Genomic DNA, 20,463 nt, shown 5'->3' on the forward strand with positions numbered 1-20,463 from the left:
GCCCTTTCTGGCACTGAGTTCCTTTACAGAGGGTACTGAGTGCCATATTGTCGTCGATACGAACCACACCCAGGTAGGAGAGCCGGCGTGAGCTTGAGGATCGTTGTCTGTGTGAAGTACGTGCCCGACGCCACCGGCGACCGGCACTTCGCCGATGACCTGACGCTGGACCGTGAGGATGTCGACGGTCTGCTGTCGGAGCTCGACGAGTACGCGGTGGAGCAGGCGCTGCAGATCGCGGACGATGCGGACGATGCGGAGATCACCGTGCTGACGGTGGGTCCGGAGGATGCGAAGGACGCGTTGCGCAAGGCGCTGTCGATGGGTGCGGACAAGGCTGTTCACGTCGAGGACGACGATCTGCACGGCAGTGATGTGATGGGCACGTCGCTGGTGCTGGCGAAGGCGATCGAGAAGACGGGTTACGACCTGGTGATCTGTGGGATGGCGTCGACGGACGGCACGATGGGTGTGCTGCCGGCGGTGCTGGCGGAGCGTCTGGGGGTTGCGCAGGTCACGCTGTTGTCCGAGGTGTCGGTCGAGGGCGGCACGGTGACGGGCCGCCGGGACGGTGACACGGCCTCGGAGCGGCTGGAGGCGTCGTTGCCGGCGGTGGTGTCGGTGACGGACCAGTCGGGTGAGGCGCGTTACCCGTCGTTCAAGGGGATCATGGCGGCGAAGAAGAAGCCGGTTCAGTCGCTGGATCTGGAGGACCTGGAGATCGAGGCGGACGAGGTCGGTCTGGCGGGTGCCTGGACCGTGGTGGATTCCGCGGCGCAGCGTCCGGCCCGTTCGGCGGGCACGATCGTCAAGGACGAGGGCGAGGGCGGCAGGCAGCTGGCCGAGTTCCTGGCCGGCCAGAAGTTCATCTGACCCCCTTGTCCGTCCCCCGTCGTTTCTTCGCTACTCGCAGGAGATTGAAGTCCCATGGCTGAAGTTCTCGTTTATGTCGATCACGTGGACGGTGCCGTCCGCAAGCCGACCCTGGAGCTTTTGACGCTGGCGCGTCGGGTCGGTGAGCCGGTCGCGGTCGCGCTCGGCGAGGGTGCCGCCGGCACCGCGGGGGTGCTGGCCGAGCACGGTGCGGTGAGGGTCCTGACCGCTGATGCGCCGGAGTTCGCCGATTATCTGGTCGTGCCGAAGGTCGACGCGCTGCAGGCCGCTCACGCGGCACTCTCCCCGGTGGCGGTGCTGGTCCCGTCCTCCGCGGAGGGCAAGGAGATCGCGGCCCGTCTCGCGGTCCGGATCGGTTCGGGCGTCATCACCGACGCCGTCGACCTGGAGGCCGGTGAGCAGGGTCCCGTCGCCACGCAGTCCGCGTTCGCCGCGTCGTTCACCACCAAGTCCCGTGTCTCCAGGGGGACCCCGGTCATCACGGTCAAGCCGAACTCGGCTCCGGTCGAGGCCGCCCCGGCGGCGGGTGCGGTCGAGACCCTGGCGGTGTCGTTCTCCGCGCAGGCCACCGGCACGAAGGTGCTGTCCCGCACGCCGCGCGAGTCGACGGGCCGCCCCGAGCTGACCGAGGCCGCGATCGTCGTCTCCGGCGGCCGCGGCGTCAACGGTGCGGAGAACTTCGCGATCATCGAGGCGCTGGCCGACTCGCTCGGTGCGGCCGTCGGCGCCTCGCGTGCCGCGGTCGACGCCGGCTGGTACCCGCACTCCAACCAGGTCGGCCAGACCGGCAAGTCGGTCTCCCCGCAGCTGTACATCGCCTCCGGCATCTCCGGCGCGATCCAGCACCGCGCCGGCATGCAGACGTCCAAGACGATCGTCGCGATCAACAAGGACGCCGAGGCCCCGATCTTCGACCTCGTCGACTACGGCGTCGTCGGCGACCTCTTCCAGGTCGTCCCCCAGCTCACCGACGAGGTCAAGTCCCGCAAGGGCTGACCCGCCGTCCAGCTGCACTTCCCCCCTTTTTTTCCGAAGGTCCGGGGCCGCACGGTGTGAACTCACCGCGCGGCCCCGGACCGTTTCCGATCACAGACGATGATGTAGCCGACGTTGCCCAGGTCGGGCCGGAGATCCAGCCGGTGACCGAGTCCCGCAGATCGAGCCGGCTTTCTCGGCTCAGGTCCCGTGGTGCGCCAGGGCCAGGTGCGGGTCCGGGGCACCCGGCGCCGGAGTCGGGTCGGCATGGACCAAGGCTGCGGTCAGCTTCGGTACGGCGTGCAGCAGGGCATGCTCGGCCTCCACGGCCACCTGGTGGGCTTCACGCACATTCAGCTCGCCGTCGACGACGACCGCGACCTCCGCACGCAGCCGGTGGCCGATCCAGCGCAGTCGCAGTTCACCCACCGCCCTTACGCCCGGCACTCGTCCCAGCGCGTGCTCGGCCGCGTCGACCAGGGCGGGATCGACGGCGTCCATCACCCGACGGAAGACTTCCCGGCAGGCGTCGCGCAGCACCAGCAGAATCGCAGCGGTGATGACCAGACCCACGATCGGGTCGGCAAGCCGCCAGCCGATCGCGGCACCGCCTGCGCCCAACAACACGGCGAGCGAGGTGAATCCGTCGGTTCGGGCGTGCAGTCCGTCGGCGATCAAGGCAGCCGAGCCGATCTCGCGTCCGACTCGGATGCGATAGCGGGCCACCCACTCATTGCCGATGAAGCCGACCACGGCCGCGGCAGCGACGGCGGGCAGGTAGCTGATCCCCTGCGGGTTCAGCAGCCGGTCGATCGCGGTCCAGGCGGCAAAGAATGCGGAGGCCGCAATGGTCAGCACGATGACGATGCCGGCCAGGTCCTCGGCCCGCCCGTAGCCGTAGGTGAAGCGGCGGTTCGCCGCCCGGCGCCCCAGGACGAAGGCCACGCCCAGCGGCAGTGCGGTCAGCGCGTCGGCCGCGTTGTGCACGGTGTCGCCGAGCAGAGCAACCGAGCCGGACAGGACGACCACCACAGCCTGCGTCACAGCCGTGGCACCGAGCACCGCCAGAGAAATCCACAGCGCCCGCATGCCCTGCGCGGAGGACTCCAGGGCACGGTCGACCTTGTCGGTGGACTCGTGCGAGTGCGGTTTCACCAGGTGGCCGAGCCGATGCCGCCACCGCGCCCGGCGGCCGGTGCCACCGTGTCCATGGGCATGCCCGCTGTCCCGCCCGTGCTCATGGTCGCGAATGTGCCGGTACTCGTGCGGGTGGTGGCTGTGTCCGGGCTGCTCGCTCACGGTCCGGCCTTTCGACGCGGGACGGGGATGTGGACACCACAAGGCGCCCTGACCCATTATGTGCGCATGAGCGCACGCATGCACCTATCACCTGCACACGGTATGCACCCGCTGGATCCAGGCACCGAACAGCTCACCCACGCCGCCGCGGTCCTGGGCCTGCTCGCCGACCGCACCCGGCTCGCACTGGTGCACACCCTCGGCAAGGGTGAAGCGGATGTCACCACACTGACGGCAGCCTGCGGAGCCGCTCGTCCGGCGGTCAGTCAGCACTTGGCCAAGCTGCGACTGGCGGGGCTCGTGTCCGTACGCAAGGAGGGTCGGCGCATGGTTTACGGCCTGTCCAACGGGCACTTGCGACGCGTGGTGGACGAAGTCCTGAACCTCGCCGACCACCACCTCGGCGGCGCTGCCCTGCACGACTGAGCAGCGGGCCTCTGCGAGGCGGTGGTGGCGGCGCCACAGCAGGCGGTTGAGGCCGGCGCCGTACAGGCTCGTCACCACTACCCCGGCGGGCAGCGACGAGCCGGCCGCGGCCTCGGTCACACCAGAGGCAGGCGGTTCGCCTTGGCAGGCGCACTCCATGGCGCCGTGATCACCGGTCCAGAGAGTCCCGGCAAGGTATAGCCTGCTCACCGGCCCCGTCCCGTGCGTACAGAAAGGCAGGTGAGATCCACGATGTGTGGTGAACCTCCCAGTCGCACGCCGCGGGACGCTGCCACGACCGGACCCTAGCCGGATCCGAAGGCGACGTCTGCGGCGTGCCCTCGCCCATCCCTACGCCTTCTACTTCCTGCCTGCGGAAGGACTCCGTCATGTCCGAGCGTCGTCTGCGTGCCCTGCGCGCGTTCAAGAAGCCGGCCAAGCGCCCGGCCGGCCCCCGCCCCGCTGATGAGCAGCCCGGCGCGGCTGCATCGGCCGAGCAGCAGCCCCATGAGACCAGCGTCATCACTGCCGCGCTGTATCACGACGGCTGTCGCACCAGCACCCATGACTCGCTCGCCGAGACCTTCCAGAAGCTCCGCGAGGCGGACGGCGGCATGGCTTGGATCGGCCTGCACCGGCCGACCGAGGCCGAACTGCTGTCCGTTGCGGGCGAGTTCGATCTGCATCCACTCGCGGTCGAGGACGCGTTGGAGGCGCACCAGCGCCCCAAGCTGGAACGTTACGGCGACACCCTGTTCGTGGTGCTGCGCGCCGCCCGCTACCTGGATGACGCCGAAGAGGTCGATTTCGGCGAGCTGCACGTCTTCGTCGGACCCGACTTCGTCATCACCGTGCGCCACGGGGCCGCCCCGGATCTGGCAGCGGTCCGGCGTCGCATGGAGGCCACCCCGGATCTGCTCAAGCGCGGCCCCGAGGCTGTGCTGTACGCGATCCTCGATGCGGTCGTCGACGGCTACGCGCCCGTGGTCGCCGGCGTGGAGAACGACGTCGACGAGATCGAGACCGAGGTCTTCAGTGGTGACCCGAAGGTGTCCCGCCGTATCTATGAGCTCTCCCGGGAAGTGGTGGAGTTCGCGCGCGCGACCCGTCCCCTGACGAGGATCCTGGAAGGACTGAGCGCCGGATTCGAGAAGTACGGAATCGACGAGGAACTGCGCAGGTACCTGCGCGATGTGGCCGACCACTCCACCCATGTCACCGAACGTGTCGACGGTTTCCGCCTGGCGCTGCAGGACATCCTCGCGGTCAATGCCACGCTGGTCAGCCAGCAGCAGAACGAGGAGATGAAGCAGCTGGCGCAGGCCGGCCACGCGCAGAACGAGGAGATCAAGAAGATCTCGTCGTGGGCGGCGATTCTGTTCGCGCCGACACTGGTGGGGACCATCTACGGGATGAACTTCGAGCACATGCCGGAGCTCGGCTGGGTCCTCGGGTACCCCTTCGCAATCGCGCTGATGGCTGTCGTATGTCTCGGGCTCTATGTGGTCTTCAAGCGCCGAGACTGGCTCTGACCCCATGGACCGGGAGATCGGCCGACCCCCCGCTTGTCCATACGCCCGCCCCTCCTCCTCCCCGGGCCCACAACGGCCGGTGGCACACTGGCGACCTGCTGTCCGAAGGAGCTCGATGTGCCGGTGATCCGCAATCTCCGACGTGCGGTGCGCCGCGCCTACCGCCGGAAGGTCGACCTGAGCCACCCGGCCCGCTCTCCGCTGGGCAGCGCGGTGGTCAACTGCGTGATCTACGAAGACGGCGTACGGCAGCCCGCTGCCTGCCCGGTGGATGAAGCTCTGCGACGGGTCCGCAAGTCCGGCCGCGGCTTCGTGTGGATCGGGCTGCACGAGCCCTCCGAGACAGAATTCGCGGGAATCGCCGAGCTGTTCGGCCTGCATCCGCTGGCAGTCGAGGACGCGGTGCACGCCCACCAGCGGCCGAAGGTGGAGCGTTACGACGAGACGCTGTTCGCCGTCTTCAAGACCTGCCGCTATGTCGAACACGAGGAGCTCACCGCCACCAGCGAGGTGGTGGACACCGGGGAGCTGATGATTTTCACCGGTGCCGACTTCGTGATCACCGTCCGGCACAGCGCGCACGGTTCACTCGGTCCACTCCGCGAGGCGTTGGAGGCTGCCCCCGCGCAGCTGGCCAAGGGGCCCGCAGCCGTACTGCATGCCATAGCCGACCATGTGGTCGACGACTACCTGGCTGTGGCGGACTCGGTGCAGATCGACATCGACGCCGCCGAGACCGACGTCTTCAGTGGGCACGCCGCTCGTGGTGACGCGGGCCGGATCTACCAGCTCAAGCGCGAACTGTTGGAGCTCAAGCGTGCGGTGACACCGCTGGACCGGCCACTGCAGGCCTTGGCCACCCGGCCCATGCCGCCGGTCAGCCCGGACATCCAGCCGTACTTCCGTGACGTCGCCGACCACCTGGCCCGCGTCATCGAGCAGATCACGTCGTTCGACGCCCTGCTCGATTCGATCCTCCAGGCCCACCTTGCCCAGGTGACCGTCGCGCAGAACGAGGACATGCGCAAGATCACGGCATGGGCGGCGATCATCGCCGTACCGACGATGGTCTGCGGCGTGTACGGCATGAACTTCGACCACATGCCGGAGCTGCGCTGGACCTACGGGTATCCCCTCGCCCTCGGAGTCATGGCTACCGCCTGCCTCGTCATCCACCGAAGCTTCCGCCGTGCCGGCTGGCTCTGACCGGCGTCCCTCCGGATCTGCTCCGGCCATGCGGTAACACCTCGCGCGGGAGGGCTGCGCGATCCGCACCGTGAGGACACCTGCCTCGGCCGGGAAGGCCGGACGGCCCGTGATGCTGCCGTCGGTGTACGAGTCGTCGGAGCCGGTACCGAAGGCGCCGCCCCGGTCGAGGTACGCGGTGTCGACATCGTCCTCGGCCTGCATCATCAGCAGTACGGGAGGTCCGTCGGCCTCGTCCGGAGGGGGAGGGGGCACCGTGTAGTGGAGGGTGAACGAGTCGTCGAGGACGGTCAGTCCGTGCACCGTGAGTTCGTGGCGGCCGTCGAGGACCGGCACGGTGACGAGGGGCGGGCGTTCCTGGATCCGCTCATGCGGGGATGCTCGTCTTCGGAAGTTGCGACGCGGTGGGTTTCCCCGTGGCGTAGTGGACGTACTCGCGCTCCAGCCGGAATCCGGAGGTCCAGGCCAGGAGGCGGCTGGGGCGGTTGCCGCGGGAGCAGGACCAGCTCGCGATGCGTCCGCGGGCCGCGATGTCCGCACAGAGGCCGGCGACGCAGGCGTGGGCCAGGTGCCGGCGGCGGTGTTCGGGGACGGTGAAGCAGGCGATGTCCTCGTACTCACTGCCGAGGAAGTACGTGCAGGCCACGGCGAGAATCCGGTCCTTGTGGAAGGCGGCCCGGCCGAGACCGGAGGCGGCGAGACCCGATGGGCCGTTCCAGCTCTTGTGCAGCCAGGCCGCGTCGGGACCGAGCGCGGCGAGTGCCTGGGCGTCCTCGGGGACGAGCGGGCGTATCGTCACGCCCCGCGGTGGCCGGGGTGCCGGTGATGTTGCGGGGGCACGGTGGATGTACACCATCCGCTCCCCCGGCACGATCCTGCTGAATGAGGCGCCCAGGGCCGGCAAAAAGCGGGAGGGCGTCTCGATGTAGCTGCCTGCGAGCGGGGCCAGGGAGCCGGGGGTGAGGGCTCGCGGGTCACCACGCAGCAGTACATGGTCTGCGCAGCTGACGGCAACGGCCTGCGGCTCGACGGCGTGGTCCGCCCACCAGTGCCCGGCGCCGGTGCGCAGAACGTGTTCGGCCAGAGCTGCGGGGCCCGGCGCCCCCGCGGGGAAGCACCGGGCGAGGGCGGGAAGACTGTTCGGCTGAAGCTGGATCACGGGAGAGACCACCTGATTCGGGTGTGGGGCCGCCCTGATGGGGCCGCCCCACACAGGGTTTAGTACTGGCCGGCCTTGCTGCCGTGGTTGGCCTTCCTCTTGCGGCAGGCCTTCCTCCTGCGTGCGCGCTTGGACATCTGTGCCTCCTTCAGGCGCTCTGGCCGACGAGCAGGGAGGCGAGCTTGTTCAGTCGCTGGACGGTGCGCGTCTCGGTGGCGGCCGGGGCCGGATCGACGCACTGATCCCGGTCGTAGTAGGCACCGTTGACGATCTCGGTCGCCGGGTCGCACAGCCGCACGACATGTGCGGCGCCCTCGGCGGCCGTAGCCCCCTTGAGGGAGTACAGAGGCAGCAGAGCGGTGTCGCAGACACCCGGGTGGACGGAGACCGCGGTCACGCGCGGGTCGGCGGCGAAGACCGTGAGAGCCAACTGCGACTGGGCGTACGCGGCGAGGCGGGAGTAGTTACGGGAGCGGTTCGGGTCGCTCCACCGGACCGAGGCAGTGCGGTGCAGCGAGGACGAGACGCTCACGACCCGGCCGCCGGTTGTGCGAGTGAGGGCGGGCTCCAGAAGGTGGGTGAGCAGGTAGTGGGCGAGGAAGTTGACCTGGAACGTGATCTCGTTGCCGTCCGTGGTGACGGTGTGCCGCTCGGGGGCGGCCATGGCCGCGTTGTTGACCAGAACGTCCAGGCTCGGGTGCTCCTCGGCCACCCGGTGAGCGAGTTGCTCGACCTCCTCGAGACAGGTGAAGTCGGCCGCGAAGGAGCACAGGAGTCCACTGTCGATGCCGGCCACGGCGGCAAGCTCGTCGGACACCGCCCGCGCCTCTTCGGCGGTACGGCCGTGGACGAGGACGGTGGCGCCGCGCTCCGCCAACTGGCGCGCGGTCTCCCGACCGATGCCGGAGGTGGCCCCGGTGACCAGCACGGTCCGTCCGGAAAGGGAAGGCTGGGAGGACAGGGAGGAAGAAGACATGATCGATTCCTGGAAACGGGCACGGCCGCGCAGCTCTCTCCTGTTCGGGCAGGGGAAGTGCGTCGGCCATGCGGAGGATGGTGGTGCGTACGGCCGGCCCGCATGCAGAGGAACGGCCGCCGTCAGGCGTTCAGAGCGACTGCCTCAACGCACCGGCAGGTGAGCAGCGTGCAGGACCGGCGGCACCGTATGCGGCGGCCGGTCGTCATGGCGCAGACTGCTGTTCACATGGTTCATCCAACTCGCCCGCCCACAAAGACCTCAAGAGGGCCGGTCCGTCCTTGACGACCCTCTGACGAGCGGGCCGGCCCGGGTCGGGCCACGGAGACGACCAGGTCGATCAGCTTGACCGAGGAACGGCAGGACCACGTCAAGGCCGCCTTCCTCATGAGCGCAGTTTTCCCGGCGAGCTGAGCAGGCCATCGCGCCGGACGGCACTGCCTCACCGCTGCGGAACCGGTTCGCCCGCCCGGCCGACCCGGAGAGGCCCGAGTCTCCCGGTGCGCGTCAAGCCGGCGATCGCTGCGGCACACACCACGCCCACGATGCACAACACGAGCCAGGGCAGACGCGGTTGCTCAGTGGAGGCATCCCACACGGCGCCGGTCGCAAGGTTCCCGACGGTGATCCCGACGCCCGAGATCGTGTTGTACAGGCCGTAGTGGGTGGCGACCAGCCGCTCGCCGGAGAACGCGACGACGGTGTCCATCTCGAACGGATACACCAGGGCCGTACCGAGGGCGAGCAGGGCGGCCGCAAGGACCAGCGGTGCCAGGGCCACCGCCCGGATCAGCAGTCCGTCGCCCCGGGGCGGCGCGCCCGCGACAAGGAGCGGTGCGAAGGCGCCGCCCATCAGCGTCAAGCCGTAGACGACGGACCGGCCCGGAGACCAACGCGCCCGCGCCCAGGCGGTGATGCGCAGCTGTCCGGCCGCGGCAACACCCGCCGATACGGCGAAGAGCGCCGTGCTGACGCCGTCCCCGCTCCCCGGCGCCACCCGCTGCGCCTGCAACGGCAGCGCCAGGTAGACCTGGAAGGACAGGACGTACGAACCGATCATTGCCGCGGAAAAGAGCAGGAAGGGGCGGTTGGACACCACAGTGCGCCAGTCGGCGAGCACTCCTTGGCGCCGCTCCTTCGCAGCCGGCGGGCGCCAGCGGCCGGGCAGGACCTTGACCTGTACGAGGGTGAGTCCGAGGAAGAGCAGTGCCGCCACCGCGCACACCAGCCGGAAATTCAGTGCGATCAGGGCAAGACCGATCAAGGGGCCGGCGAACATGCCCACTTGGTAGAAGACGTTGAACAGCGCGAACGCCTCCACCCGTCGCTCCCCCGCTTCCCGTGCGAGCAAGGCCCGCACAGCCGGGTTGAACAACGCCCCCGCGAAGCCCGTCAGCGCCGACGCGACGATCAGCGCGGGCAGCGAGTCGACGAAACCGAGCAGTCCGAATCCGACGGTCCGCAGCACGCATCCGGCGGTGATCACGCTCTTGCAGCCGAGCCGGTCCGCGAGCGTGCCGCCGATGAGGAACATGCCCTGTTGGCTGAAGTTCCTTACGCCGAGCACGAGTCCGACCGCCCAGGCTGCCATGCCCAGGCCACCCGAGAGGTGGATCGCAAGGTAGGGCATGAGCATGTAGAACGCCGTGTTGATGGTGAACTGCTGGACCATCAACAGCCGTACGGCACCGTCGAAGGAGCGGAACTCCCGGGCGAGCTCCCTCATCGTGTGGCCTCCTCGTCGGCGCGGGGCGCGGTGATGTTCACACAGCGCGTCCAGCGCTCCACGACGCGCTCGCCGGGATGGGCGATCTCATCGGGGTCGTCAGCGGGCCGGCGTGAGAGGAGGTCGTACGTGCGGCAGTAGTCGTCGTTGTAGACCGTGTCCCAGTAGCGGTGGACTCCGTCGGGGAAGATCGCCGCGATGCGGGTACCCGGGGTGAGGGTGCGGGCGAGCCAGCCGGCCACCAGCGCAACGGCGCCGACGCTCCAGCCGCCGCTCGCACAGTGGTGCCTCGCCAGCTGTCGGGCCGCCCGGACCGCCTCGTCCGGTGCGACCCAATGGGCCTCGTCGAAGGCGGCGTGGTCGACGTTGCGCGGATGAATGCTGCTGCCCAGGCCCCGCATCAGGCGGACACCGGCGGGCTGGCCGAAGATGGTGGAACGTACCGAGTCGACGCCGACCAGCCGCACGCCCGGCGAGATCGCGCGCAGGGCACGGGCGGTCCCGGCCGAGTGCCCGCCCGTTCCGACGGCGGCCACCAGCACGTCCACCCGGCCGAGCTGCACGGTGAGTTCGAGGGCAAGATTCGCGTACGCCGCCGGGTTGTCCGGGTTGTGGTACTGGTCGGGGCACCAGGAGCCCGGATGCGCGGCGAGCAGGGAGCGGACGCGGTTCCTGCGCGCCTGCTGCCAGCCGCCGGCCGGACTCGGTTCTGCCACCACCTCCACCCGGGCGCCGAGGGCACGGAGCTGGTGGACCATGAGCGGTTCCATGCCGGGGTCGGTGACCAGAGTGACCGGATGACCGTAGGTGATGCCCGCGAGCGCGAGACCGAGTCCGAGCGTCCCGCTGGTGGACTCGATGACGGGCGCCTCGGGCCGGAGCTCTCCGCGGGCTCGGGCAGCCGCGACCATGTGAAGGGCCGGGCGGTCCTTGATGCCGCCGGGATTGGCGCCCTCCAACTTGGCCCAGAAGCCTCGGCCGGCGGGAGTGAAAGGGCTTCCGACCCAGAGGACCGGGGTGTTGCCCACCATGCCGGCGGGGGTGCGGCGGGGCGCACCTGCCGGTTCGGGGAGTTCGTGTGCCGCCACGAAGGCGTGCACGTCGTCGGTGGAAATGCTGCGCATGGCAGCGGTCATGGCAACCTGGTCTTTCCACGGCCACGAACCGGGTCGGGGCCGTCGCGTGAGAGCGGTACGGGTACGGGCGGCTCGTGCGGGCGGTCGCGGGAGCGGCCGGGCGCACCGAGCCGTTTCACGTCCGGCTGACGCAGACCAGATGCAGCAGAGAGAATCCCGTGGGGCATGGCGGCCCGTCGGCTGCGAGACCGACGGGACGGCGCCACGGCAGACTCGAGAGACCCGCCTCCATGAGTCCCCACGCTGCCAGGGTGAGCAGCAGCGCCGCCAGGAAGGGAAGCCCGGAGCGCGTCGGCGCCTCGACCAGGAGCACCGCCGAGTCACAGCATCCGCCGGGAGTCGCTGGATGATGCCCGGTCTCGGACACGTCGCGGTCGGTGGTTTCCGCCGTGTCCAACACGGGCTCCGTGTCCCGCACATGGGGATCGGCTGCGGGCAGCGGACCGCTGAGGAGCGACACGTGGTGTCCGTCCTGCGCCTGCACACCACATGTCAGCACGTGGGCCACGGCGGCGATCGCCAGGCTCAGGAGCAGAGTGATGACGAGGCGGCGAACACCCGGCCCCGGGGCAACAACGGACGGCACGCCCCCGACCGTATCGCCGAACAGGAATCGATGCGCATTTATGGGGAGGTAAGGGTGAAATACCTCATCGAGCCGGTACGAGCAATGCGAATCTGCTAAGGAACTCAGCCGGTGAGCCCAGCGGTGCGCTCCGCCTGCGTCTTCTTCGGCGCGGTCATCACCCGGTACGCCGGCCGGCCCTGGTGTTCTGCCTCAGCACCCTCATTGCCCTGATAGCTCCGGCGCCGCGTCTGGTCACCGGGTTCGGACCCAAGTCCCTCATCGTCCCGGGGCTGTTCGCTCTCACCGCAGGCATGGTCCGGCTGCCTTTCGCCCGCCCCGACGGGACTTCCCCGACACTGCCGGTCTGCGGGCGGAACACTCGTCGACTGTCGGATGACCCCGAGTGCGTGGCCGGGTCATGAGGCATCGATGACGGTGACCGGTTGGGTGCGTCCTTCATTGCGCGGCTCCGCCCATGTGGACAATGCGGTGCGGCATGCGTGGTCAAGGTGCCGCAGGCCCGTCAGGTCGATTTCCACGCTGCGGTTTCGGGGCAGTGCCTCCAGCGCGTCCAGCATCTTCGGCAGTCGCAGAAAGGTGGCGTTGCCGATCAGGGACACCTTGACCGGCCCATTGCCCTGATCGGACACCTCCAAGCGCAGGTGGGAGGTGTCCCAAGCAGTCTTGGCCACGGCGAACGCCAAACCGATCAGCACGCCTTCGAACATGTTGACCACGACGATCGAGGCTGCCGTTGCTACGAGGATCAGGGCCTCTCCACGTTGTTCGCGCCACAGTCCGCGCCATTCCCTGACGGGGATCAGCTTGCCGCCCGAGTAGATCAGGACCCCGGCCAGGGAGGCGAGCGGCACCGCGGAGAGGGCGGACGGCAGGATCGCAGCGAACAGCAGCAGCCAGACGCCGTGCAGTACACGGGAAGCCTTGGTCTGCGCACCTGCCTGGACGTTCGCCGCGCTGCGCACGATGACTGCCGTCAACGGCAGGGCGCCGAGCATCCCGCAGACCGTGTTTCCGACGCCCTGGGCAATCAGCTCCTTGTCGTAGTCGGTACGCGGCCCGTCGTGCAGCCGGTCCACAGCCGCTGCGCTGAACAGGCTTTCCGCCGAGGCGATCAGGGCAAAGGCGAGCACGGTGCCGACCAGACTCACCCCGGCCAACTGCCCCAAGGTGTCTGCGGTCGGAGGCTGAATGGCCTGGAACACCCCCTGTACTTCGACCTTCGTCACAGGGGCGTCGGACAGAACCGCCAGTCCGGTGGCCACACCGACCCCGGCGAGCGGAGACGGTACTCGTCGTACAGCGTGCGGCAGATGTCTCCACACGGTCATCACCGCGATGGTTGTGGCCCCGAGTCCGAGTGCGGCCTGTGCCTCGAACGAACCCACTGCTCCCACGAACAGTCCCGGTAGGCCGGTGATCCTTGCCGGGCCTGTACTCGGTGCCGTCGCGTCCGCCATCGCGTAGAGCTGACCGGCGATCAGCACGAGCCCGATTCCGGCGAGCATTCCTTGTACGACGGAGACAGAGACTGCCCGGAACCATCCTCCGATGCGGGCCAGGCCCATGGCCAGCTGCAGTACGCCTGCCGCCAGGACAATCACCCCCAGCACGGTGATGCCATAAGCGCTGACCGCCTCGTGGACCAGCACGGTCAGGCCGGCCGCCGGGCCGCTCACCTGCAGGCTGCTGCCAGGCAGGCAGCCGACCACCAGTCCGCCGACAATGCCGGTGACCAGGCCGAGTTCAGCCGGAACGCCGGACGCAGTCGCCACTCCGACGCACAGGGGAAGCGCCACGAGGAAGACGACGAAGGACGCCGCCGCCTCGCGTCCCACCGCTCCGGCGCGCGTTTTACCGACTGCGGGGTCGTCCCCCCTGCCCCTGGGGTGCCGATCGCGGCCGGGTACGCGGGTGCCGGTCACAATGCGAGAAACGCGTCTTCGTGCGGCCGATGGGCAAGCACGGTACCGATGTGGAATTCGTAGCAGGATTGCATGTCAGGCGGGTGTCCCCAATGCGCCCCGGGGCGCGTCTGTGACTTGGATGAATGCACCCCGGCAGAAGAGACCGGTGCGGCGTACGCCGCTGGGCCCGCCTACCGCCGGGACGCAGTCAGAGGCGGGGTTCGGGTGAGCCGTCCCCGATGGGGTCGTGGCGGCACAATGTGACACACCAGGGGTGCCGCGTGACCACAACCCGGCGCCACCACCCGGACGGCGCCTTCGTAGGACGTGGTGCCTGTGGAAGCGGACCGGGGCCGTGAACGGACCCGTCGCCGACTGGAGATGGGGCGATGTTCACAGGCGGGGCAGGTGAGGTGACTTTCCGGGCGGCCTCGGCGCGTACCAACGCGCCCATGGCCGCAAAGACGTCTGCGGGCATGACGGAGTGCTCCTGCGCAGTCGATGAGCGTCAACTACTGTGACGGCAGGCCTCTTCCGTGGCACCGCGCCCACTGGCAGGCACGTCGAAGAGGCCGGGCTCGCTCAGCAGCGCAGGGCGCACCCTGAGGAGAACCCGGCAGCGCCCGCGGCTGCGGCAGGAGCGGGCCTTGCAGTTCCGCTGCCCGCCTCTGCATCCCGGCGGACCGCGTGCGACATGACGGAGGAAGCACCCGCGAGGTCGGCAGCATGCTTCGGCTTACCCATGGAAGTCGAACCCACTCGCCAGCCATGGCCGCCCGCGTGACCTCCGGAGTCCGGGACGGCGGACCCCACTGCGGGGAGAGCGGCACTGTCGATGTCCTCGGTCACGGTGTGAACGGTTCGGCCTTCCAGGCCGATGTGCGAGGACGTCGGCTGCTGCCAGGCCGGAAGTGAGACGGCGTGTACCAGCGTCGCCAGAGTGATCAGCGTGATCGCACAGAGGGCACGGGACAGCAGGCGCATCGCACTGCCGCTGCTGGGCACCATGTGCACACCTCCCGCCGGACTCCGGATCACCAGACAACCCCACCAGTGCTTCCGATGACACTGCAAATGAGCTGTACGGTGTCGAATTCACCCGGACGGCGAATCACCGGACGCACGCTGGATCACCGATGCCGTCCGCGGCCCGTAGTAGTGGTCCGGGTGGAGTCGGCCGGCGCGCCACCTCTCACGCGACGATCTCGACGCTCTGTTCGGTCCAGATGGTCTTGCCCTCGCCTGTGTAGCGGGTGCCCCATCGTTCCGAGCACTGAGCGACGAGCAGCAGCCCACGGCCGCCTTCATCGGTGGTGCGGGCATGCCGCAGCCGTGGTGAAGTACTGCTGCCGTCAGAGACCTCACAGGTCAGAACGTCGTCGTGGATCAACCGCAGCCGTACGGGGGCCTTTGCGTGCCGGATGGCGTTGGTGACGAGCTCACTGGCGATGAGTTCGGTGGCGAAGGCCGCCTCGTCCAGGGCCCATGATCCGAGCTGGCGGGTGACGAGTGACCGGGCGGTGGAGACGACGGCCGGGTCACTCGACAGGTCCCACGACGCCACCCGGCCGGGGCCCAGTGCGTGCGTACGGACGACGAGCACCGCTGCGTCCTCGCGAGGCCGGGCGGGGACCAGGGATTCGGTCAGCATGCGGCAGATCTCGCGCACGGAGCCCGGCGAGCGGGCGAGCAGGCCCACGAGTCCGGCCCGACCCGACCCGCCGGGCTGCGCCTGAAGCAGCCCGGCAGTGTAGAGCGCGAGCGTCGAGCCGTCGGGCAGCTCGAGGTCCGTCTTTTCGAACGGAGGTCCGGGGCTGCCGAGGGGCCTGGAGGCGGGCAGGTCCAGAGCCCTGACCGTGCCGTCCGGGAAGGCGACGACGGGGTCGGGACACCCGGCGCCGGCCATGGTGCAGCGCTGGGAGATGGGATCGTAGACCGCATACAGGCAGTTGCACCCGGCCTCGTCACCCATCGGAGGCAGCCCGGACCTCGTTTCCCGCTCCGGTTCGTCGAGTGCGTCCCCGGCGCCGGTGCCCCTCGTTCCGTCGCGCCCGGCAAGGCGGCGTACCAGGTCGTCGAGGCGGGCCAGCAGTTCGTCGGGCTCCAGATCCAGGTCCGACAGCGTATGTACGGCGGCGCGGAGCCGCCCCATGGCTGCGGTGGTGTGCACGCCGCGACCGGGCACACTGCCGGCCACGAGCGCGACCCGGGCTCCGGACAGCGGTACGACCTCGACCCAGTCGCCGCCCGCGCCGGCGTGCACGTACTCGTGGGCCACCTCCACACCATTGTGATGGGGCAGTTCCCCCGGAAGCAGACTGCGTTGCAGTGCCACGAGGGAGTTGCGCTCGCGCAGGTAGCGGCGGGCGTTGTCCATGCACACGGCCGTGCGGCGGGCGAGCTCCGTGGCCAGGGTCAGATCGTTCTCGTCGAACGGGCCTTGCTCTCCCCAGCGGTAGAAGGCGACGAGACCCAGGGCATGGTTCTGGGTGACCAGCGGCACGAACATGACCGAGTGCACCCGCTCCTCCAGCATCCGCCCGCCGCGGACCGGATCGCCGATCACCCACTCGCTGTCGGTCTGCACCGGGCTGACCAGACGGGGCCGGAGGTCGGCAAGTACCGGGACGCCCCGTGCGGCGAACGGGAGCGTGCTCACCTCGTCGACCTCGTACACGCCGGGCAACACATCGGACCGGGAGGAACGGGAGGCCGCCCGGCGCAGCTCCGCACCCGGGGATACCGGCCCGGGTGCGACATCCTCGCCTGTGAGTACGGGTTCCAGGACCTCGACCGCGGCGCTGTCGGCGAGCTGCGGCACCGCCACATCGACCAGTTCCTGGGCCGTGCGCAGCACATCGAGCGTGGTTCCGATCCGGGCACCGCCTTCCGCGAGCAGGGCGAGGCGCTGCTGAGCCAGATGACGGTCGGTGACGTCGACGACTGCGTTGGCGACCCCCAGAATCCGGCCGTGCGCGTCATGGAGCCGGAACGCGGAGGCCGAGTAGACGTGCTCGCGACCGGGGTCGACCGGAGGCCGGCCGCGCTTCTCGAATCCGGTCACCGACTGCCCCGAGGCGAGCACCTGGCCCATCACTCGTTCGGTCAGTCCGGCGTCGGAGTCGGGCCATATCTCTGCTGGGCGCTTCCCCAGTGCCTCCGCGACCCGGGTGCCCCGCATCCATTCGGCGGCAGTGTTGAACCGCCTGAAACGCAACTGAGGGTCGAGGACGAACAGTCCCACAGGGGACTGCGTGAACAGCGCCTCCAGGAGCGCCCGGTCGAGTTCCTCTTCCGACGGCGGACCTGCCGCCGCGTCCGTCAGGCCGGCCGGCCGGGGCCAGCATCACCTCCCAGCACCGTCCGGCGTCGGCTCCCGCGTCGGTGCCGGGGCCCCTTTCGGGGCGGATGCCGAGCCGGCAGGACACCGTCCGGCCGTCGCGATGACGTAGGACGACCACCCCGCTCCCCGTTTCGGCAGCCGATTCCCCCGCCGTGGCCAGGAGCTCGGCCACCGGCCGGCCCAGCACCCGATCGGCTGTGTGGCCGAGCAGCTGCTCGGCCGCGGCGCTCCATCCGGCCACCACGCCTCTCATGTCGACCACGACACGAGCCCAGGCCCGCGCCGCCGATGGCCCGCCGCATCCGCCACTACTATGAGTAACATCTACCGCACCCATCGCCACCAGCCTCGTCCGTTCGAGCTGTGCCTGATCCCAGTCTCCCGCGCGAGAGGGGGGCCACCACTCGGCAACGGAAATGGGCAGCGGTAGCACGATGCACGGCGGGACCGGCACGGACAATGGGAGGGCGAGTCGAGCGACACGCCCTCAGCGGACTCGATCAGGTGACTCCTTCGTGGAGAGTCCGCACTGATTCATGACACTCCCGTCGAGGACACACAATCCGGAGGGCGGCACCTCGATCGTGTGGATGCCTGGTGTGAGAAGGAGAGCCGTGGCCTGCTGCAATCGACCTTGGGCGTCATAGGTCTGTACGCAGACCCGGCGGCGTGGTCCGGACACGTCGAGCACCATCCGTGAAGCGGTGGAGGCGTTGATGAGGGAGAGAGAACGCCAGGCCTCAGTGGGGAGGGGGACGACCTTGTCGGTGTAGTTGGTGATGACCCGTTGGTTTTCGCAGGTGGCCGTTACCTGGGGAAAGAGTTCGTCCGGGCGGCCGGGTTCGTAGTGGCCGGAGGTGAGGACGGGAGCCAGTCGACGCCAGGTGGCGAGCCAGAATGCGAGGGTGTCGCGGTGGTTCGGGGAGAGCCGGGTGAGGCGGGTGGAGATCTGCGGCACGGAGTTCAGGGCCCCATGGAAGTGGCGGGCCACGCTTTCCGGTGTTGCCTGCGGATCCCACATCAGCATGTCGGAATGGACTGCTCCGCCGGGTGAGAGCAGCGCGATGTCCAGCGTCCGGATGCGGTTGGCGACGGGATCAGCCGGGCAGTCGGTGGCGCGCAGCGCGTTGCCAAGTGCGGTCATGGCCGGCCCGGTGTAGGGCTGGCGCAGCTCGATGACGAACTGGTCGCCGCGCAGGGCCCGCAGGGCGTCGCGGATGTCGGCGAGCAGCGCGGCCATCGCCTCTCCGACGTCCGGAGTGTAACCGGGGGCCGGTTGGTCGGGTGCGGGTGCGGCGGCGTAGGTCATGGCCTCGTCGAGGAAGTCGATTTTCAGGCCGTCGAGTTGGTATTTGTCGACCAGGGTGCGGCAGGTGTCCGCGATGTGCGCGCGCACCTCGGCGTGGCGGGGGTCGAGGATGTGGCAGTCGAGGTGCGGGACGTAATGCGGCGCGTACGGTGCCCAGGCTTGGTAGGCGGAGGAGTGCTCTCCCAGAAGGAGCGGGGCGATCCAGGCGGTGTAGCGCAGTCCGGTCTGGCGAACGGTTCTGATGTGGGCGCGGAAGTCGGGGAACTTGACGGGGTCCGGCTGCCAGTCGCCGCAGCCCGCGTAGCCGCGGCCGTTGCCGTGCAGTTGCCAGCCGTCGTCCAGGAACAGCTGGCCGCAGCCGAGGACGGCGGCGAGAGCGGCCTCTTCCTCGACCTCGGCCGCGGTCATGTCCTGGGTGAAGGCGTACCAGGTCGAGTAGACGGGCGTCCGGGCGAACTCCGGAACGGGCAGCGGCTCTCCGTCGGGCAGGCAGGCGAGCCACTGGCGGAGCCGGCGGAGGGCGGCAGCCATGGTGGTTCCCGGCGCGGGGATGCGGAGTCGGCAGGTCTGCCCGGCGGCGAGGGAGAGGCGCAGCCACACGCCGAAGCGCTTGCGCTCCTCGGAAACACCGAAGCGGATCCAGGTCTCTTGGACGGTGCGGTCGGTGGCGAGGGCGAGCAGGCTGCGACCCGCGGTGTCGTAGAGGCAGCCGACGGGTGCGGATCGTACGAGTGACAGGCCGCGCCATGCCGACCAGTCGGCGGGCAGGGTGCGCTCCCAGCCGGCGTCGGGGTGCCAGAAGCCCGCGGCGTCGCCCAGTGGGACGTCCAGGCGCAGGGTCACGGTGCCGTCCGCCGTTGCCGTGACAAGAGCATCGGTCCCGGCAGCGTCGTCGTGCGACAGGGTCAGGGTGGCGCTGTCGGCGAGGGTACGCAGGCTGATTCGTGTGTCGCCCACATCGAGGGTGTTCGCGCCGTCTTCCCACTGGCCGGGGTCGAAGGCGGCCAAGCCGATGGAGTCGAGGGACGTGGTATCCACGGAGGGGACCTCTCTGCGGGACGCGACTGGGGCGTCCTTGTGGTTGGCTGCCGCGCCTTGGGGTCGCCGGCCGGCGGTTTCCTGCCGGCGTCAGGCGGTCTGTGGCGTGAGGGAGTGGAAGGGCCGTCCGTCGAGCGTCCAGTGCAGGTCGGGCGTGATACCCAGGGCGGCGTAGACGTGGGCGGCGACATCGGCGTGGCGGAGGCTGTCCGGTGGGGTGGTGGAGGCGATACCGGGGCCGTTCGCAGCGATCCAGGCGGTGCGCTCCAATGTGCTGCGACCGCCGTGGCCGCCTTCGTCGCGGTGGCCGTGGTCGGTGACCACGATGATGGTCCACTCCTCGGACCGGGCGTCGGGACGTTCACGTACGGCGGTGAGAAGCTGTCCGAGTTGCCGGTCGGCGGTCTCGATCGCGCTTCGGTACTCGGCTCCGCAGGCGAGGAAGTGGGCGGTCTCGTCGACAGCGCCGAGGTAGACGAAGGAGGCGTCGAGGTCTTCGCCGGAGCTGAGAATTCTTACGGCTTCGTCGGTCACGCTCTGGTCGCATTCCTCCCAGCCCTGCGGGGTGTCCTCGCGCGGAGCGATGTAGGCGAGCCTGCTCGGGGCCGCGAAGACCGGGCCGCCCTGCCGGGCCAGGAACAGGGGTTCCCAACCGCCGGCCGCGAAGGTCCGCAGCCCCTGCTCGGCGGCCAGCCGGGTGGTGAAGTCGGGGAACACCCCAAGCCGGTTTCCGGTGAAGTTGTTGCCCCAGACTCCGTGCTTGGCCACGCCGACACCGGTGACGATCGTGGTCCAGCAGGGGCCCGACATGGTCGGTGTGTCGTCGTCGATGTGGACGGGCGCGAGGAAGCCGGTGTTCGCGATTTCGTCGAGGTTGGGCGTTTCCAGCATCGGCAGCAGATCGAGGCGGACGCCGTCGATTCCGACGACCAGGACGCGGGGTGTGGGCAT

Annotated in this window: 16 protein-coding genes and 1 pseudogene; 5 read left to right on the plus strand and 12 right to left on the minus strand. The window is 69.4% G+C overall.

Features of this window, described 5'->3' with window-relative positions:
• Positions 1-87: 87 nt before the first annotated feature.
• Together NRF20_RS09040 and NRF20_RS09045 are read left to right on the plus strand one after the other, a co-directional pair.
• Positions 88-873 carry an electron transfer flavoprotein subunit beta/FixA family protein gene (locus NRF20_RS09040; protein WP_413752363.1) on the plus strand — a complete coding sequence of 262 codons (786 nt, stop codon included), beginning with the start codon at positions 88-90 and terminating at the stop codon, positions 871-873.
• A gap of 54 nt (positions 874-927) precedes the next feature.
• Positions 928-1,890 carry an electron transfer flavoprotein subunit alpha/FixB family protein gene (locus tag NRF20_RS09045; RefSeq protein ID WP_398635371.1) on the plus strand — a complete coding sequence of 321 codons (963 nt, stop codon included), beginning with the start codon at positions 928-930 and terminating at the stop codon, positions 1,888-1,890.
• A 180-nt stretch (positions 1,891-2,070) separates the two neighbouring features.
• Here NRF20_RS09045 and NRF20_RS09050 read toward each other — a convergent pair whose 3' ends face one another.
• Positions 2,071-3,168 carry a cation diffusion facilitator family transporter gene (locus NRF20_RS09050; protein ID WP_413752364.1) on the minus strand — a complete coding sequence of 366 codons (1,098 nt, stop codon included), beginning with the start codon at positions 3,166-3,168 and terminating at the stop codon, positions 2,071-2,073.
• Positions 3,169-3,234: 66 nt separating this feature from the next.
• On the opposite strand from NRF20_RS09050, the gene NRF20_RS09055 reads away from it, so the two are divergent.
• The 3 genes from NRF20_RS09055 to NRF20_RS09065 all read left to right on the plus strand — a co-directional run bounded on the left by NRF20_RS09055 (position 3,235) and on the right by NRF20_RS09065 (position 6,332).
• On the plus strand, positions 3,235-3,594 hold the full coding sequence (locus NRF20_RS09055; protein ID WP_413752365.1) for an ArsR/SmtB family transcription factor: 360 nt from the start codon (positions 3,235-3,237) through the stop codon (positions 3,592-3,594).
• 389 nt (positions 3,595-3,983) lie between these two features.
• Entirely contained in the window at positions 3,984-5,126 is a 1,143-nt protein-coding gene (locus tag NRF20_RS09060) for a magnesium and cobalt transport protein CorA (RefSeq protein WP_398633003.1), read from the plus strand.
• A 123-nt stretch (positions 5,127-5,249) separates the two neighbouring features.
• Positions 5,250-6,332, plus strand: a complete 1,083-nt coding sequence (locus NRF20_RS09065) for a magnesium and cobalt transport protein CorA (protein WP_398633002.1) — start codon at positions 5,250-5,252, stop codon at positions 6,330-6,332.
• A 367-nt stretch (positions 6,333-6,699) separates the two neighbouring features.
• On the opposite strand, the gene NRF20_RS09070 is transcribed toward NRF20_RS09065, so the two are convergent.
• From NRF20_RS09070 to NRF20_RS09120, 11 genes and pseudogenes are all read right to left on the minus strand, one after another.
• Entirely contained in the window at positions 6,700-7,491 is a 792-nt protein-coding gene (locus tag NRF20_RS09070) for a GNAT family N-acetyltransferase (protein ID WP_398633001.1), read from the minus strand.
• 148 nt (positions 7,492-7,639) lie between these two features.
• The gene (locus tag NRF20_RS09075) at positions 7,640-8,467 is read right to left on the minus strand and encodes an SDR family NAD(P)-dependent oxidoreductase (protein WP_398633000.1); all 828 of its coding nucleotides are present in this window, start codon (positions 8,465-8,467) and stop codon (positions 7,640-7,642) included.
• Positions 8,468-8,909: 442 nt separating this feature from the next.
• Entirely contained in the window at positions 8,910-10,193 is a 1,284-nt protein-coding gene (locus NRF20_RS09080; protein ID WP_398632999.1) for an MFS transporter, read from the minus strand.
• The gene (locus NRF20_RS09085) at positions 10,190-11,317 is read right to left on the minus strand and encodes a PLP-dependent cysteine synthase family protein (RefSeq protein WP_413752366.1); all 1,128 of its coding nucleotides are present in this window, start codon (positions 11,315-11,317) and stop codon (positions 10,190-10,192) included. The genes NRF20_RS09080 and NRF20_RS09085 overlap by 4 nt, the downstream gene beginning before the upstream one ends.
• Before the next feature lie 127 nt (positions 11,318-11,444).
• Entirely contained in the window at positions 11,445-11,915 is a 471-nt protein-coding gene (locus NRF20_RS09090) for a hypothetical protein (protein ID WP_398632997.1), read from the minus strand.
• Between the two features lie 398 nt (positions 11,916-12,313).
• Positions 12,314-13,753 (minus strand): SulP family inorganic anion transporter, encoded by a 1,440-nt coding sequence (locus tag NRF20_RS09095; protein ID WP_413752367.1) that lies wholly within the window; start codon positions 13,751-13,753, stop codon positions 12,314-12,316.
• Positions 13,754-14,404: 651 nt separating this feature from the next.
• Positions 14,405-14,830, minus strand: a complete 426-nt coding sequence (locus NRF20_RS09100; RefSeq protein WP_413752368.1) for a hypothetical protein — start codon at positions 14,828-14,830, stop codon at positions 14,405-14,407.
• A gap of 184 nt (positions 14,831-15,014) precedes the next feature.
• Positions 15,015-17,066, minus strand: coding sequence for a SpoIIE family protein phosphatase (locus NRF20_RS09105; RefSeq protein ID WP_413752369.1), 2,052 nt, complete (start codon positions 17,064-17,066; stop codon positions 15,015-15,017).
• Positions 17,067-17,370: 304 nt separating this feature from the next.
• Positions 17,371-17,502 (minus strand): annotated as a pseudogene (locus NRF20_RS09110) (hypothetical protein); the annotation flags it as partial.
• Between the two features lie 150 nt (positions 17,503-17,652).
• Complete coding sequence (locus tag NRF20_RS09115; protein ID WP_413752370.1) at positions 17,653-19,512, minus strand: alpha-galactosidase; 1,860 nt, start codon at positions 19,510-19,512, stop codon at positions 17,653-17,655.
• Positions 19,513-19,602: 90 nt separating this feature from the next.
• A complete protein-coding gene (locus tag NRF20_RS09120; protein WP_398632993.1) occupies positions 19,603-20,463 on the minus strand; it encodes an alkaline phosphatase family protein in 861 nt (286 codons plus the stop codon).

The sequence above is a fragment of the Streptomyces sp. R-74717 genome, from assembly GCF_047305335.1.
GTDB classification, from domain to species: Bacteria; Actinomycetota; Actinomycetes; order Streptomycetales; family Streptomycetaceae; genus Streptomyces; species Streptomyces atratus.